Origin of the sequence: Gluconobacter potus (assembly GCF_015244705.1) — a bacterium.
Taxonomy (GTDB): Bacteria; Pseudomonadota; Alphaproteobacteria; order Acetobacterales; family Acetobacteraceae; genus Gluconobacter; species Gluconobacter potus.
Window position 1 is genome coordinate 40,472 of record NZ_JABCQF010000002.1, and the last position, 17,137, is coordinate 57,608.

9 protein-coding genes are annotated in these 17,137 nt (G+C 55.5%); 4 read left to right on the forward strand and 5 right to left on the reverse strand.

Going from position 1 to position 17,137, the window contains the following annotated elements; genetic code table 11:
• Positions 1 to 44 precede the first annotated feature (44 nt).
• Positions 45 to 1,034 carry an AAA family ATPase gene (locus HKD31_RS04345; protein ID WP_064274285.1) on the forward strand — a complete coding sequence of 330 codons (990 nt, stop codon included), beginning with the start codon at positions 45 to 47 and terminating at the stop codon, positions 1,032 to 1,034.
• A gap of 72 nt (positions 1,035 to 1,106) precedes the next feature.
• Positions 1,107 to 3,629 (forward strand): S8 family peptidase, encoded by a 2,523-nt coding sequence (locus HKD31_RS04350; RefSeq protein ID WP_194264415.1) that lies wholly within the window; start codon positions 1,107 to 1,109, stop codon positions 3,627 to 3,629.
• A gap of 243 nt (positions 3,630 to 3,872) precedes the next feature.
• Here HKD31_RS04350 and HKD31_RS04355 read toward each other — a convergent pair whose 3' ends face one another.
• The 5 genes from HKD31_RS04355 to HKD31_RS04375 form a co-directional block, all read right to left on the reverse strand.
• Positions 3,873 to 6,551, reverse strand: a complete 2,679-nt coding sequence (locus HKD31_RS04355; protein WP_194264414.1) for a hypothetical protein — start codon at positions 6,549 to 6,551, stop codon at positions 3,873 to 3,875.
• Positions 6,548 to 8,773 carry an MGH1-like glycoside hydrolase domain-containing protein gene (locus HKD31_RS04360; RefSeq protein ID WP_194264413.1) on the reverse strand — a complete coding sequence of 742 codons (2,226 nt, stop codon included), beginning with the start codon at positions 8,771 to 8,773 and terminating at the stop codon, positions 6,548 to 6,550. Before HKD31_RS04360 ends, HKD31_RS04355 begins: the two co-directional genes overlap by 4 nt.
• Complete coding sequence (locus tag HKD31_RS04365; RefSeq protein WP_194264412.1) at positions 8,770 to 11,175, reverse strand: beta-glucosidase family protein; 2,406 nt, start codon at positions 11,173 to 11,175, stop codon at positions 8,770 to 8,772. Before HKD31_RS04365 ends, HKD31_RS04360 begins: the two co-directional genes overlap by 4 nt.
• A gap of 1 nt (position 11,176) precedes the next feature.
• Positions 11,177 to 12,535, reverse strand: coding sequence for an MFS transporter (locus HKD31_RS04370; protein ID WP_194264411.1), 1,359 nt, complete (start codon positions 12,533 to 12,535; stop codon positions 11,177 to 11,179).
• Between the two features lie 86 nt (positions 12,536 to 12,621).
• Positions 12,622 to 15,000: a TonB-dependent receptor gene (locus tag HKD31_RS04375; protein WP_194264410.1), complete on the reverse strand. Its 2,379-nt coding sequence runs from the start codon at positions 14,998 to 15,000 to the stop codon at positions 12,622 to 12,624.
• A gap of 409 nt (positions 15,001 to 15,409) precedes the next feature.
• On the opposite strand from HKD31_RS04375, the gene HKD31_RS04380 reads away from it, so the two are divergent.
• Positions 15,410 to 15,847 carry a MarR family winged helix-turn-helix transcriptional regulator gene (locus tag HKD31_RS04380; RefSeq protein WP_228120212.1) on the forward strand — a complete coding sequence of 146 codons (438 nt, stop codon included), beginning with the start codon at positions 15,410 to 15,412 and terminating at the stop codon, positions 15,845 to 15,847.
• Positions 15,848 to 16,002: 155 nt separating this feature from the next.
• A complete protein-coding gene (locus HKD31_RS04385) occupies positions 16,003 to 17,130 on the forward strand; it encodes an FAD-dependent monooxygenase (protein WP_194264487.1) in 1,128 nt (375 codons plus the stop codon).
• The last annotated feature ends 7 nt before the right edge of the window (positions 17,131 to 17,137 follow it).

Below are 17,137 nucleotides of genomic sequence, written 5' to 3' on the forward strand. Positions count from 1 at the left end.
GAATGTTGTGGGTCGCCGTTGGTTTTGAGAAGGTGCGGGTTTGGATGGCGCGTAGCGACCTGATTATTAATCTTGTCAAGGCTAGTGTCCAAGGGGACGCTGCTGGTGCACGCGCGGTCGCCGAAGCTATAGCGGCTGACGAACGGTCAAAAAAGCACTCCGGTGTCGCCGATCGCATTGCGCGAATGCTAGATGCGACCCAGAGCACTCAGAAAAGCAACCAACCCCAAACAGCAGGGATTCGGGTTCGCGACGGTTCCGGTGGCATCCAACGTCGTGAACCTCGACGTCCCTTATCGAGCCTGTATCTAGAAGAGCCCGTGCGTAGAGCATGTGATGAACTTATAGAAGAGCAGCGACGCGCAGATGTCTTGCGAGTGCATGGTCTAGAGCCTCGCCATCGGCTATTGCTAGCTGGGCCTCCTGGAAATGGTAAAACCTCCCTGGCTGAAGCGATCGCTTACGAATTGGCACTTCCGCTTTTCACTGTTCGTTACGATGCAGTTGTCACTAGTTACTTGGGAGAAACGGCGCAGCGCCTACGGCGGTTGTTTGACTTTGTTCGGACTGAGCCGTGCGTACTATTCTTCGATGAATTTGATGCTATTGGTAAAGAACGAGGCGATATTCACGAAACCGGGGAAATTAAGCGAGTTATCACTACTTTATTGCTTCAGATTGATGACCTGCCATCCTACTGCTTGTTAGTGGGTGCTACAAATCATTCTGAGCTTTTAGACCGTGCCACATGGCGGCGGTTTGAGATTCGACTGAACCTGGAGGCGCCTTCGCCTAAGCAAATGATCAGGTATTTTTCTGATCAACTTAATACGTTAAACGGGCAGCCTGGGTATACAGCTAAGCGTTTATATGAGGCGGTTGATCCCATCAGTTTTTCAGAGGCTGAAGCCTTCTTTCTCGACGTCAGGCGAAGAATAGCGCTGGCACAGGGAAATCGAGAGCTTCGCTCGATTTTGGACGATCGAGTTAAAGCACTTCAATCTCATTCTGGTATGCGGGGAACTGTAGCATAAATGGTGGAACGACCGATCCTCCGGTTTCCTGACCCAGTTACGGCTGATCGTCGTAAGGGAAAACCAGTCTCCATGCCGAAACCATCGGGACCTGGCCGGCTTCGTCAAGGAGAGAGATTCCAGGCGACATTCGATAGATTAGGTGCTGCACTCAGCAGTAATGATCCCTCAATAGCTTTACGTAATGATCCTGCGGGTATTGCTCCCGAACGTGCACTTGTCTTCGTTACAGCAGGCAGTATTTCGAAATTTTCCAAGGTGGCACGGGAGGCTGGTCTAGAAGTTTTCTCCGAGGAGGAATTAGAGCCTTTCGAGGAATATCCAGAGGGCTTTCTGCCTGCTCAGGGTTCCGAGACGCTGCCACGCACACTGTACGCGACGATTCCGACTATTGCCTCGTTCCGCCAAATGTTATCACTCTGGCGCGCCCATCAACGCGGTGAGACTGCTCCTAATGGAGCTGCACCATGGTGGGAGGTATTTGATCTACTTCTTGAATTACGCCCATGGGGACCAGAAGACAGGCTCGGAGAAGATGCTCGGACCATTATCGAGGATCGTCTTGCCTTCACACCAGACGATGATCAAATTTCCATAGAATTTGAAATTTGGCCGACTGAAAGCGCTGCAAAGCGAAAAAAATGGCGCGAGGAAGTGGAACTGCGTGTTGCCTCGCGGGCAGGGACAATATTGGATCGCAGTTCTATATCTGAAACGGGATTTGTCTATGAAGCGCTTCTCGTCGAACTGCCATGCATGGCTGTGCGGGAAATGCTCGCAAATCCTAACGATATAAATGGACTAGCCTCTATCGAAGGTATTCAATTTATCCTGCCTCAAACGATTGGCCAAGCGCTACCGAACGGTTCAGATAAAGCTGAGGACGATAATGCGCTGCAAGGCACTTTTGATGAGAATGCCCCGATACGTGTCGCGTTATTGGACGGGACACCGGTAGCTGCTCACCGCGCACTGGATGGCGGCGTTGTCATTGAAGATTTACACGATTTGGTTCCGCTGTCGCCGGTATCACAGCGTTATCATGCCACAGCGATGGCATCGCTAATTCTTCGAGGAGACCTTCAAGCTGATGGTGCTCCTCTGACGGATACGCGACTTATTAGTGTGCCTGTACTGATTGATCAAGAAAGCGGCGCAGAGACAGCGGGGAATCGACTTTTCGTTGATATCGTCCACACTACTCTGATGCAACTGATTGGTACAGATGAACCCGTTGCACCTGATATATTTGTTGTCAATTTTTCCATTGGTGTTCGTGACGGTCATTTTGCTGGGCGTATTAGTGCTCTCGCCCGCCTTATGGACTGGTGGGCTGCAACAGAAGGGCTGTTGTTTGTGGTGTCGGCTGGCAACGTTGGATCTCTTGTTCTTTCTCGAACAACGACAACAGCAGTTGAAAACGCAGACGTTACTTCTCGGCGAATGAATATTCGTAGTGCGATGAGGAATACTATATTTAACCGAACGCTTCTTGCACCATCAGAAGCTATGAATGCCCTCACGGTGGGTGCTTTGTCGCTTGATCTCACTTACCACGCTTCTCCACAACAAGCGGGGATATTTAAGCTCGAGGATGATGGAGAGTTCGTGCCACAGGTAACTAGTGCAGTTGGTCTTGGTCTTAAAAGGTCTATAAAACCTGACTTGCTGGAAGCTGGGGGTTGTCTTGAGGTGCGTGCTCGACCGTACGGACACGATGTAAAATTGTGCAGTGTCGACCGATCAAGTCGTACTGGGCTGGTGACGGCATCTCCTCCAGGTCAGAATGCTATCCAGAAATCACGTGGGACGAGTCCTGCTGCTGCTTTGGTTACCCGCTCGTTGTTACGTGCTGCCGAAAGTCTTACTGGAGAAGGTGGCCCATACGAAGGCCGTGAATTAACTCGTTTCCAGAATGCTCTTCTGACACGGGCATTGGCAGTCAATGCAGCCCGGTGGCCACAGGATGCGATTGATCTATACCAGGAAGAAAGAGCGCGACTTGGTAAGAGTCAACATCTTCGAGCAAAAGAGGAAGTTTGTCGTTATTTTGGTCATGGATATTTAAATAATCTCCTGATGTGCGAATCTCCGGAAGGTGGTGTCACGTTAGTTGGCTTAGGTAAAATCCGAAAGGACGGCGCACAAATATTCAGAATGCCCGTACCACCATCCCTGTCGGGTGAGAGATTACCCCGATCAATGCGTGTTACCTTGGCATGGTTTTCGCCCGTCGATACCTCACGTGCTCAATACAGGCTAGCCGCGTTGAAAGCGGCAACTATTAATGAACCTAACGATGAGGACGATGGTAACTGGGGCTTTGATATGAAGTCAGATGGCCTTGATGAAAATATTATAAAACGTGGTTCTGTTTGGTCTAAACGGCTAAAAAATAGGGTGCAGACCATTCCAGAATTTGACGAGGGTGCGAATATTCCCATTCGTGTAGAATGTCGTGATGCCTCTGGAGGAGGGTTAAGCCCCGACGACGATATCTCGTATGCTATTGTTGTAACTCTTCAGGTCGAAACGGAAGTACAATTTGACATACATCAGGAAGTTGAGCAGGAGTTACGCGTCCGTCTTTCTTGATTTTGTAAGTATTGGTCTTTGAATTTTATTATAAACTGCAATCGTAATCATTCTGGGTTCTTGTTTTCTAAACAGCCAACGTCAGAGATTGTCGGTATCGGGGGCTGCGTGCCCCCGCAACCATCTGAATAAGTCCTTGATCGGACACGATAAACCCGCCCCTTAGAGGCGGGTTTATTTTGTTGCTAAACACCAGGCGCCTATCAAATCCCCCATCATTTCAATGCCTTGGCACCCGCAGGTTCAAAGCGGGGGTGCCCTACATCTAACCATCTGCTTTATTTGCGCAATCCCGTCCCATATGTAGGGAGGTGCCAGTAAACCGGAAAGAAAAGTTGTTGGACTCAAGGAGGAATCCATTGTGGGGTATAGAGTATTTGCAGCAGTATTGCGGATGTGCAGAGTAATTTTTAGATCTTGATCTGATGAAGGGAGAAGAAATGACGCGCTATGTTCAATGCTTTTCCCTATCTGTAGCCCATTAATGAAGCATTTCACTGTGCCTGCAATTTTTGGTAAGACCAGATGGAGAGTTTCTTTATAGGGTCTGTTAAAATTAGATAGGTGCAGGGTATAAATGCCTGTGCCGGAAAAATACTCAAATCCCTGTTGTTCCCAGCCGCATTCAACGGCGATAGGCACCGGACGGCTTTCTGGATCGGGCTGAAAGAGCCACCCGTCTTTGAGCATCTTTTTGTAAGAAGTCGGGAGACAGGCTTTATCTTCCATTGGGAAACAGTGGATTTCTGCTGTTGTGACAGATAATTCAAAAGTTGAAAGCTGGCGGGGCATCAGGGAGAGGGTGAATGTCGTATTGGCGGGGACACAAACCGGTGACATTGCTACCCCCGTATTGCATCGCCACTCTAGAAGAATTCGTTCCCGTGGTGCTGGGGCAAGTCTGGCGGTTCTTTCCTGATCTGAGTCATTAAAGATAGCTATGCGTAGCAGGGAGGGGGTCAATCTCTGTAATGTAATCCTTTGAGGTTGGCCTTCGATTGACAGGAGAGGTGGAGGGAAGTTTTCTTTAATAAGACGAGTAATTTCCGAAGTTGTGATAACTGGCCCTTCGATCCACCGCGTTCTGTCATTTCGGGAGGTTGTTATGGCTTTGCCTGATCTGAGCAGGCGTCCCCCCGTATGGGAGAATTTTTCAAGGATCGAGAGAGTTTGAGGATCACGCACGACGGTGACGTCTGGCAGAATAAGCGTATCGAACTGGCCTGAAACCAGATGCAGCCAGCCGTTGCAGACGGTTTCCTCACTGATCTGCTTTTCGTCAATAACGGTATATCCGACGCCTGCGTCCATCAATGCTTCGGCCCAAAAGCCGAAATGAGCTGCGCAGTCTGGTGTACTGCTACTTTCCCTGAGCTCCTCCAGGGGATAGAGCAGGGCGACGGATCTTATAGGCGTTCCGTCTTCCAGAAAAGCCGAGAGACGAGCAACTTCTTCCAGAACGTCCGGTGCGTCCTCCCACCAGGGCTGAAGGTTGAATCCAGGTGCAAAGTCAAAACGAGGATCGGACTGATGAGAGGGATTTGGATGAATCGCGTCTGGCAGGAAGAGGGCATGGAGCAGAACGCGGCGTGCGCCTTGAAGGATATGACGAATCATCTGGGCGCGTAGGCGAGAAAGTGAAAGGTCCCATTGTCCGTGCAGTGATGGTCGACCCACTTCCCGGCCGGTAGAATATTGTTCGACCGTGCAGCGTGTGCGGCCATGCGCACGGGCGAGGGAGTCTCCCAATATGGCGGAAAGCTGGGTACTGTAGTCAGCAGCATCCGTGACGGTCTGGGTTTTAAATGTATCGATATCAAAATAGTCTACGCCCGGACTGACACGTGCATCAATACCGTCCAGCCCTCCAAGCAGATTCCAGCCACCGACATGGGGCAGGAGTTCATGGCCAGTAAGGCCAATGTCATGCGTGTCGCACCATCGTCTCAGTGTGCCGAAAAAGGCATGATGCATTTGCCGGGCGTAGGTTTCAAACAGATATGCGCGACGGGATGCTGCCTGTGGGTCCGTGCCATAAACTGCGTCTAAAAGGACGATACCGTTAATTCCAGCGTCAATCAGGCTGTCGTCCCAGAGGAGGGAATTGTGGATTGCGTCAGGTCCGGAGCCTGAATTCTGGCCGTTCCATGTGTAGAAACCGGCATAAGGATGGTCGAAGAAAAATGCTTCTGCTTTGGGAAAAGCCGCTCGCAGGGGCGCGTAGACACGGTTGGAAAAGCGTTCGGCTGTTTCCGGAAGAAGGTAATTGACCAGCCGAGATGTCAGGCATGTCGCTGCCACAAAGAGGGCAACAGGGGTTTCGTCTGGGAGATCCGGGGCAATGATCTGTACGGTGCAACCGCTGTCGCTTGTTTCAAGAAATCTGATCTGGGAAGGCTGAAGAAGTGTCCGGGAGGGTATGACGCCACCGGCTACGATCTGCCACAAGCCCCATCGGGCCTTGCCACCTTCATGTGTCCAGCGTCTTCCGGCTGGCCCGAGGAAATCCAGAAACGTGGCGTCGATGCCTGAAATCTGAAGTATGGTCTGTCCGTTTTGGAGGATTCCGGTAGTCCAGAACAGGTGTCGTTCACGGAGGTGATCTGCGCCCTGTACAGTGAGGCCCCCTCCATGTCCCGACATCCAGCCATATTCATCGTAGATCTCAATACTGAGCCCGTGTTCTTCTGCGAGATCCGAGACGAGACGGCAGAGGGCCAGATAGTTTGGAGAAAGATAGTCGGACAATGGCATGGCAAGTCGGGCCTGCACGAGAATGCAGCCCAGCCCAGCCCGTTTCATGTCCGCGATGGCCTCGCGGCACATCTGAGGCGTGGGCAGGTGATGCCAGAACCAGAAGGCCGCGGTTCGGAAACGGTTTTCGGGTTTCTGGAACCAGTCGGGCAATGCCGTGGTGCTCACGTCGTGAACCGCGGAGCGAGGTAAAGATCGAGCCGTTGCCCGCAACGAATACCGGACAGGTCTATGTCCGGGCTTTGTGGTGTGGGGAAGGGGCTGCCATCCACACGAATTTCCACGATCCGCGCGGCGTAGGTCGGGCCGGGTGTCAGGATGCCCTGTCGGCCTTCAGCAGCATGGATATGGCAACTTAGGAGGCCATCGCTGATCGTGAGCTCTGTCAGGCGGCCCGTTCCTGTCCAGGAGAGAACTTTTTCCTGTCCACGGCAAAGGGTCATACAAGCATTCGTGGTTGTCACGACGACTTGTCCAATAGGCGTGTGGATCGGGCCAAGTGTGACGTCCGCACCTGTGTTATGCAACTCCCAGCCTGCCCAGGGATTGATGTCCATAACGTCTGCAACGCCCAGCATCGGCAGCATTGCCCCCCAGGAATAGAATAGGTCAGTATCTGGTTGGTCGTTGGCTTCGCCTGTTGTCGCGGAGTAATTTTCTGCTGCAATCCTGCGTCGGCGCCAGGACTGGTTGAACAAAGCCATGCTGCGTTCAGCAAGCAGGGACGCTTCGGCTACAAAACCGTAGCGCCGCAGGCCATGCCATACAAAATAATTTACATTCGGCCAGATACGGCCGCGCCAGTAAACGTTATCTGCAAAGGCAGGGTCATCCCGGCTGACATTCGGGATCATATATGGGCCGTCGAAGCGAACTGGATCAGAAAAGTGCTCGATCAGGGACTGGGCCTGTTCAGGCGTGGCGGCACCACAGATCAGCGGGAAGAAGCTTGTTGGACCAAGACTGCGGACGAACCCGCCGTGGCGTTGGCGATTGGCAAAAATGCTGCGTTCATGATCCCACAGATGCTCCCGGATCTTGCTTCGGGTGTCGTCCGCCATTGCATCGAAAGTCTGTGCATCTTCAGTGTGTCCCAGTTCCCGCGCAATATGGGCTAGGTACTCCGCATCAAGCGCTAAGGAGCAGTTGAGACCGACATCAAGGAGTGACAGTGTGCGGGTTTCCGGATCGTAGATAGCTTCGTCATGGGTTGGGGAATTGTCCATGCCTGTTTCGTTGCGGGCTCCGAAGTGAGTACCTTTGTACAGGGCCTCTCCGACATCGGAAGTTCCGCAGGAGACAAGCCCCATGCCGTCGGGATCGCGTTCACGTCGCCACCACATGTGGTTGCGGGACAACGCCTCGTAATGACATTCGAGGAATGATCTTTCGCGCTGGCGCAGATAGATCATCCACGTCATGAATGCGCCGTTCGGAGCTTGTGTCCGGTCCACCCATGTGTCGTTCGATGTGGCAAGGCAGGCAAAATTGCCTTGAGGCGTTGCGCTTGCTGTCGCTACCGCCATGTTCTCTCGCGCAGTCTGTCCATCAATGAGGGCGGTCATCAATGCGGAGTAAGTCTGATCGTTGTACCAGACTGCGAATGTCCCCAGATTCCAGGTCCGGCTGAAAGTGGTATAAGGGCGACGATTGATGCCGTCATACAGGGTGTTCCAAGCCATGACATCACGAACGGCATCCAGGGCTCCAGCGTGACGTCCGGTCTGGGCTGGAAGCATTGGTTCTTTCTCAAAAGTGCGCTTAAGTGCTTCTCGTGCTTTCACTGTAGCCAAAGCCTCACTGTCCGCGACGGCTGCGGCGAAACGCCCTTTGCGCATCATTTCCAGATTGAACCGTAATGCGATGACGGAGGCGGATGTGCCCCTGCTGGCTGTATGGAAATAGCCGTTGTCGTCGAAATCTTTTGCTGCGGCTTCCAGCGTTTCATGAGCCGTGACCTGAACGGGGGCCATGTCGCCCATCAGGGCTACATACCGATAACCCAGCCGGATGACGGCCGCTTCCCCATTATAGGTCACAGTTGTACCGCACTCGGCAGACAGGCACAGTGTCAGCCAGTAACGCAGTCCCCATTCCGCGAGAACCTGTCCGTCCCATGCCCCCCGCAGGCAGTAGGGGTCATCCTTCTCATAGCGGAATGCGATTTCCGTTCCGCCATGCCGGGTCTCGAACTCCACCAGCCTTCCGCCCATGTCATGACGGCCGAACAACAGGTCCTTGCCCGGCGGTAGAAGCGTCGCGCAGCGCTGGCTGGTGGAATAGAGCAGGGGCGTTACATGAACGCCCAGTGGCAGGAACGTCATCGCTGCCGGGCGGTCGGACCAGGTGTTCCATGCTCGGGCCGGGGGCACGGTGCTCTCAACAATCATGATGGTTCCAGTTCGCTGCGATGTTCGGGTTTTCTTGCGCCACTGCGTCTGTTGGCGTCATCAAGGATCTGTGTCAGCTGGGTTTCGTCCAGCTCCAGATCGAACGACCAGCAAAGCGTGTCATAAATGCCGAGGAAGGAACGGCGGCAGGGGGCAAGCCGCGTTTCGGTCTCGGAGATGCTCTGGCCCGTCACATCTGCAAGCCATGTGACCAGATCATCCTGCAAACCCGCAACCTCCAGCGCCTGTCCGGGCGGAGTGTGCAGGTTGAGCCATCGTGCTGGAGTAGCGTCTCCCGCGACATGCAGTTCCGTGACAAGGCGGATATCGCGGGAGGATGCCCCGATTTCGATGCTGACCGTTCCGGTGAGAACGGTCCAGTCCTCACGCACGGTGTCGAAATAGGCGAGATCGCGGCGGTCCAGCGTCATGTCCACGACGCGGCTTTCGCCCGGTTCCAGATGAACCGTCGCAAACCCTTTCAAGGCCCGGAGTGGATGATGGGGGAGTGCGCGGTTGGGAGCGGTCGGACTGCGCCCAAGGTAAAGCTGGCAGACTTCCCAACCGGCCCGGGTGCCGGTGTTGGATAGTGTGAACTGGATAGCAACACCATCTGCTCCGATTGTCAGCTCCAAGGCGTCATAGGTGAAGGACGTGTAGGACAGCCCGTGGCCGAACGGGAAAAGAGGCTGTATGCGGCGGATGTCGAAAAACCGGTATCCGACGAAAATGCCTTCCCGGTACAGATGCGTCCCCTGTTCACCGGGATATCCCAGAAAGGCCGGGCAGTCTTCTGGTCGCACAGGCCATGTGACGGACGTCTTGCCGGAAGGGTTGGCATGCCCGAACAGGATATCGGCGACGGCCTGCCCAAACCCCGCTCCCGCATAACCTGCCGAAAGAATGGCCTGCACGTTATCGGCCCAAGGGAGCACGACAGCGTCAGGATGTGTCAGAACCACCACGACCCGATTGTGGATCTTCGTCAGCTCGGTGATCAGATGATCATGCGCCGGACAGAGATTCAGATCGGGCCGGTCGGCATTTTCGCCACTGAAGCAGGGCGGGGTTGAGGCAAAGACGATAACGGTTTCGGCTATGCATGCTGCGGCAAGGGCAGTGGCCAGACGTTCCGCGTCATGGTCGCCATCCGCGCCCCAGCCCGGTTCCCAGTGGATGGATACGCTTTCCGGGGCAGTCGCTTTCAGGCACTTCAGCGGAATATCGCATTGGATGGGCCGCACAGCGGCGCTGCCCGCACCCTGGATTTCGGGTGAGACCGCGCCTGTGCCAATGACCAGCAGGCGTTCGCCGGGCTCAGGGGTGAGGGGCAGGACGTCGTTCCGGTTGCTCAGCAGAACGCAAGCGCGGGAGGCGGCCTTGCGGGCGAGGTCGTGATGGGCCGCGAAATCCGGGCGTGTGACGGGCAGTCTGCGCTGGGCATCCACGATCCGCAGGGTAAGGGCCGCGATATGGGTGCAGGCTTCGTCCAGCGCAGTTTCGGGCATACTCCCGTTCAGGACTGCGTTTTCAAGCTGTCGTCTGCGGGCGGCATTGAACGGCATGTCCAGATCGTTTCCGGCTTTTATGGCGGCGGGAAGATCCTGAATTCCGTGCCAGTCGGACATGATCGCGCCGTCATACTGCCACCGATCCCGCAGGATATGGCGCAGAAGCCAGGGGTTCTGGGATGTCTGGATTCCGTTGAGCCGGTTGTAGGATGTCATGACCGTCCACGGACTGCTTCTGGCAATCGCACGCTCGAATCCCAGAAGATACAGTTCGTGCAGCGCGCGGGGCTCGACGACGGAATCCATGCTGATGCGCTCAACTTCGGAATTGTTGCACGCAAAATGCTTGAGTGATGCCCCCACGCCCCTGTTCTGAAGACCGCGGATGACGCCCGCTGCCATTTCTCCCGTCAGGATCGGATCTTCGCTGAAATACTCAAATCCTCGACCTGCCAGCGGTGAGCGCCGCAGGTTGATCCCGGGCCCGAGCAGGATCTGGGCGCCCGCAGCACGGCATTCGATTGCCAATGCTGTTCCGACTTCATGGGCCAGCGCGATGTCCCAGCTGTTGGCCAGAACCGAGAGCGCTGGAAAGCATGTTGCCGGCACGCTTTTGCCGAGCAGGACATTGCTGTCCCGGTTTTCCGGATCGTCCGTTGTATCAACGGCATCAAGGAATGCCCCAAGATCGGCATTCTGCGTATCCGTAGAAATCTGGTCCGGCACGACGCGCAGGCCGTTGGAACCATCGACCATCAGCAGAGAGGGCAGCCCCAGACGGGGCATGCCTGTCGTGCGCCACAGGCCGTTGCCACAGACGAGGTCGAGTTTTTCCGAAATCGTCATCTGCGCGACGATCGTGGCGGCCTCCCTGTCGAATGGGTGCGTCATGTCAGATGCTCTGTGGCTCAACTGGGGTCTCCGGCTGGAGGATGCGCGTCATCTCGGCCTCGGAAGGGTAAAGCAGGATAATCAGGACAGAGAGGAGGGCGACACAGGCAGGCACGCCCAGAAAACCGAACGTGATGAAGGCGCGGGCAGTGTGGGTCTGGGTGGCGGCATGGGGAACATAGCCGCCCCAGCCCAGAAACGCCGCGGAAAGCGAGCCGCCGATGGCCCAGGCGACCTTTCCCGCAAAACTGTTCACGGAGTAGGCCATTCCGGATGCCGTCACACCAGTGACGGCCGTGCCGTAATCGATGGAATCCGCGACCATTGCGTAGAAAACCGGCAGCGTCATGCCCTGGAAAAAGCAGATCAGTCCGAAGACCGCGACAAGATAAGCGGCACTGTTCGGACCATATGCAAAGAGCGCCAGACCCATGGCAGACAGGATGTAGGGCAGAACAATTGTCAGCTTCTGTCCGACGTGTCGGGCAAGCCACGGCGAGCAGGTTACGCCCAGAACCTTGCTGGCCCCCATCATCGAGATGAGCAGCCCCCCGAAATACTGCGGGCGATGCAGGACTTCTGTCGCATAGTAGATCGACAGGCCGTAGAATGCCGTCAGATTAATATAGAACAGGCTCAGCACGATCGTGATGATCACCCATGCCCGGTTGTGGAACAGGGAGCCGAGCAGCACCCGGACGGGACTGTCATTCGCTTCCAGTTCGTAGCGCTCACGGCAGGTGAAGAAGGGAATGAGCGCCAGCCCTCCGCCTATTGCTCCCGCAATGGTCATCGCCAGCGGGTACCCCAGCTTTTCGTTGCCCCCGCCAAACAGGTGCACCATGGGCAGGATGGATGATCCGACCAGAAATGTTGCAAGTGTTGCGCCCATCATGCGGAAAGTGGACAGGGAGAGACGGTCTTCCCGGTTGCGGGTCATGACGTTGGGCAACAGCCCGTAAGGTACGATGACGAGCGAGAAGAGTACCCCCATCACGAGATAGGTGGCATAGGCCCAGGCGAGGCGGCCGCCTGACCCAAGCGGCAGGGGCAGGAAGCAGCAGAATGTCAGGAAGCCGAGTGGCAGGGAAAACCATTTCAGGTAGGGCCGGACGCACCCCCCGAACAGGATGCGATGGTCAATCAGATATCCGATGACCGGGTCCACCACGCTGTCGACCACACGTGCCAGAAGCATCAGCAGGGCAACGGAAGACGCGGAAATACCGTAAACATTGGTGTAGTAATAGATGAGATAGGCCCCGGTAATTCCGAACAGGGCATTCCCTGCTAGATCGCCGAAGCCGAAGCTCATCCGTTCCCACAGGGCAGGGCGCTGGTTGTTCGTCATACCGTTCATGCAGCCATCCGGTTGGGGGTGTGGCTGCCTTTCCATCAATCCGGAAAGGCAGTCCTGGGAGGATGTCCGATCCGGACAGGGGAGAGTCAGAAGTCTGCCTTTACTCCACCGAAGAACTGGCGGGGTGCGCCCACGACCAGCGACTGGTAATCGCCCGAAAGCGGATTGCCACCGTCATCGCCGGTCATGATCAAGTAGCGCGATCCTGTCAGGTTGGTGACGTTAAACGATGCCGTCAGATTTTCCAGACGTCCGATGCGGCCGAAATTGTAGCGCGCTCCGAAATTGACCAGCCAGTAGGACGGAAGGGAGGTGTCGTTCGTGTAGCTGAACGGACGGCTGCTGGTGTAGAGGGCGTCGATGTTGAAGCTGGCCTTCTTGTAGGTGTATTCCGCCGTCGCCTTGTACATCAGGTCCGGATAGTTCACGACATGCTTGCCCTTGGTGGCATAGGTCGTGCCCTGTTGAGTGATGTTGTTGTCATATGTCGAGTGGTTGTAGCTGATCGAGTTGAAGATCGAGAGGCCCCGCAGGGGACGCAGGGTCAGGCCTGCATCCACGCCGTTCATTGTGACGCCGCCAAGGTTCAGCACCGTCGTCTGCGGGTTGGTCTGGCTGCCCTGGACCAGCGCGCCCAGACGGTTCGAGAAATTCACGCGGTAGGCGCTGACCGAGAAATCCACGCGACGCTGCGTGAAGCGGTAGCCGACCGAATAGGCCCAGCTGGTTTCGGGTTTGACGGAGCTGCGTGACAGGTCGAAGGCCTCCTGCGAGACGGCAAACGGTGATGCCGACAGGTGATAGCCGCTTTCCGGATAGGCGCGCATGTTCTTGGCAATATCGAAATACAGCTCATGATGCGTCAGGAAATGCCAGTCTCCGCTGAAATGCGGCAGGAACGCTCCGAATGTCGTCAGACCCACGCCGCCGGCAAGGGCATTGGTGCCGGTATAGGGCTCGTAATTTCCGGTCTGCCCGACACGGGTCGTGCTCAGCATGGACTTGAAACCGGCATGGAGCGACAGGTTTTTGACCGGGCGCCAGGTGTCCTCGATATAGGTCTGCATCGTGTTGGTATTGTAGGTCTGGCCCCAGAGTTTCGCGAAAGGATCGGACCATTTGCGGAAAGGATTGGGCGTCAATGTCTGCCCATCCGCCAGGAGCGGGTCGTTATAGGCATACATGTTCGAGATGTATTTGTTGTTCTCGTACCAGATGCCGCCATGAATTTCGTGTTTGCCGATATCATACGTCATGCTCGACGTCAGGCCGAAGCGCTGGATATCGGGCTGCTTGACGATTTCGGAGAGGGGAGCGCCGTTCGCCGACGCCATCCACGGGTCGGACCACTGGGTATTGGCTTTCTGGTTGTGGCCGTACACGACAGAATCCCAGCGAAGGTGATCCGTCAGCTTGAGATGAAAGTTCAGTCCACCCAGCAGATCACGTGAGGCCGTTGTCCCGGCGTAGTAGGACACATCCTTCGGGTCACTGGTCGTATCTTCGCCGTGCGAGTAGATCCCCTGCGCGGCATTATAGGCCAGCCGGTAATTCGGATAATAGTTGGAGATGCCGTAGCCCAGCTTCTGGACCGTCTCAAGTGTTTCGGACTGGTAGTTGAACTGCTGGACGTCCGCCCAGTCAAACAGGAGCGAGACGCTGCTTTCATTATGGATCGGCTGCACCAGTTTCAGGTTGGCCTGCTGGAAGAACTGGGTGCCGTATCCTTTCCACAGCTTTGTGTCATTGCGCATGTAGGACACGTAGAACTTGGTCCCGGTGGGGTTCAGCTTGCCACTGTCGATGCGGATGAAGGCATGCGTGGTGGCGTTGCTGCCACCCGTTGCGGCAAGGGTGCCGCCGAACTTGTCCTTGGGATCGGACGACGAAATCATGATCGCGCCGCCGAGCACGTTGGTGCTGGGCATATCCACGGCGCCAGCGCCCTGGGACATCTCCATATGGCCGACGTTTTCGGACGACAGTGCTGCGACGGCATTCAGGCCGTTATAGTTACGGTAGACGGACTCACCGAGTGGAATGCCGTCCAGTGAAAAGCCGATCTGGTTCTGCGAAAACCCGTGGATATAGAGTTTGACGCCGCCTGTATCGACGCCCTGCGCATCGTCCGACTGAAACAGCACGCCCGGCACGTTCTGCAGTGCCTTCATGACGGAGGTTCCGGCAACGGCGTTCGTAAAGACATGTTGGGAGATAACAGTCTGCGCACCATGCGAAACGCGTTGCCCCTGGACCTGCATGAGTTCGGGCTGCATAGGGCGGGTTGGGGCATGCCGTGCGGCAGGGGCTCCTGACTTGGGGACCGTGTAAAGCGGATGCGCTTTCCCCTTGCGGACATGCTGTGGTTTTTCTGCCGCCCATCCGTATGAGGGAATGACGGCCAGCACTGTGGAAAGCAGAGCCATGTGGCGTAACGCGAGCTTGTTCTGAGTGACGATACGCATTGAGATCAATCCTTGCCCTCACACGGGTCTGACGGGGTGGCAATCTGGATAACCGGGGAACGCTACGTTGCGATTTTATAACGTGTAAACGACAATATGAATGACAATTCGATTCTGCAACAAAAAATCAATTCGCAAAAAACATTGTATTGCTGCCATTGTTTGCTGTTTCTGCCCGCTATGTATCTCTGACAGGCATAAGCCTTTCCGTGGTGTGTACGTCATTAATCATGGCTGCATGTCATGCTGAATTTCGTGCGGTCCGGGATGGCCGGTCGGGATATCCGGGATGCGGCATGAGGTGTTCTCCTTATTCTCGTGGGGAGGGGAAGTACGATCGGGAAATTTGAATATACAATCCTCCCGGAGCCTGTAAGAATCCTGGATGGTTTTAATGGAGAAAAATCCGATGTCGCATGATGCAGATTACGAACTTTGCAATCAGATCGGACATCTTCTCCGGCGTGCCTATCAGCGGCACACAATCATCTTCCAGCGCGAAATTCCCGATGATCGGCTGACCTCCGCCCAGTTTGCCACCATGGTTACGGTTCATCGCCTGAAAGAGGCGCCCCTCGTACAGATCAGCGCGGCAACCGGCATCGACCACGCAACTCTGCGTGATATCGTCATGCGTCTGCGCAAGAGAGGGCTGTTGAGCATTGTCCAGGATCGCAATGATCGCAGGCAGCGTATCGTCTCCCTGACAGCAGAAGGGCTTGCTCTTGTGGAGAGCACGATTCCGAGTGCCGCTGACGTAACTGCACGAACACTGGCGCCTCTTGATGAGTGCGAGAGGATTGCGGCGCTGCATATCCTCAGAAAACTGGCGTTTTTCGAAGACTGAAACCCCCGGAATATATCCCCTACAGGAAACGAAACGGAATCGTCATAATTCGCTTGACGTTCCAAGAAGGACTGTGAATTATCCATATATCGTGTGTACGCCATTATTGTTGAGCTCTCTTGCTCCGCGATGGCCAGCAGCAGAAGGGCAATCAGATGTCGGGTGGTGTTCGGGTCGGTATTGTGGGGGCTGGTCTTGGCGGCGTTGCAGCAGCAGGACTTTTGCAGCGTCAGGGTTTTGACGTAACGCTTTATGATCAGGCTCCCGGTTTTTCCCGACTGGGGGCAGGTATCCAGTTTGGCCCCAACGTCCTGAAAATCCTTGCTCATCTTGATGGTCTGGACAGGAAACTCGAGGAGATTTCCTGTCTTCCGGGCTACTGGGTCAGCCGGAACGGAACGGATGGAGCGGTTCTCGCAAAAATCCCGCTGAATGCAGAGCGTGATCGTTACGGCGCGCCTTACATCACCATTCATCGCGGTGATCTGCATCAGGCGATGCTGGACTGCATTGAGCCCGACCGCATTAAATGGGGGCACAAACTCGTCGACTTCACGGATAACGGGAAGACCGTTTTGCTGGAATTCGAGAACGGGTTCACGGACACGGTAGATATTCTGGTTGCGGCAGACGGGATCAACTCGCGTGTACGCGAGAAAATCTTTGGTCTGGAGGAGGCTCTTTATACCGGCTGGATCGCGCATCGGGCGATTATCCCCGGTGCGGCCGCAAAGGCTCTGGGCGCGGATGTCAATGCCAAGTGGTGGACTGCGGACCGCCATATCGTCTGCTATTACCTCGATCGCAAGGAAGAGGAATTCTATCTTGTGACGGGAGAGCCGGCGGAATGGACCAGTCGCGCCGGTCAGCTTCCTTCCACGCGTGAAGAGTTCAAGGCGGCGTTCGCGGATTACCATCCGATGGTTCAGGGCTATATCGATGCGGCGGAAACCGTGACGAAATGGCCGCTCAAGACGCGTGAGCCGCTTCCGAAATGGCATGAGGGCCGCGTGGTGCTTCTGGGCGATTCCTGCCATCCGATGAAGCCCCACATGGCGCAGGGTGCAGCCATGGCCGTCGAGGATGCAGCGGTTCTGACGCGTTGCCTGAGCGAGCTTGGCGTTGCCGATCTGGAAGCGACGTTCGAGGCCTATTACGGCGCCCGCAAGGAGCGTGCGACCAAGGTCCAGACGATCTCCAACGCCAACACCTGGCTGCGTCAGCCGGAAGATCCGTACTGGTGCTACGGCGACAATGTCTATGACCTGAAGCTGACGTCCTGACGTGAAG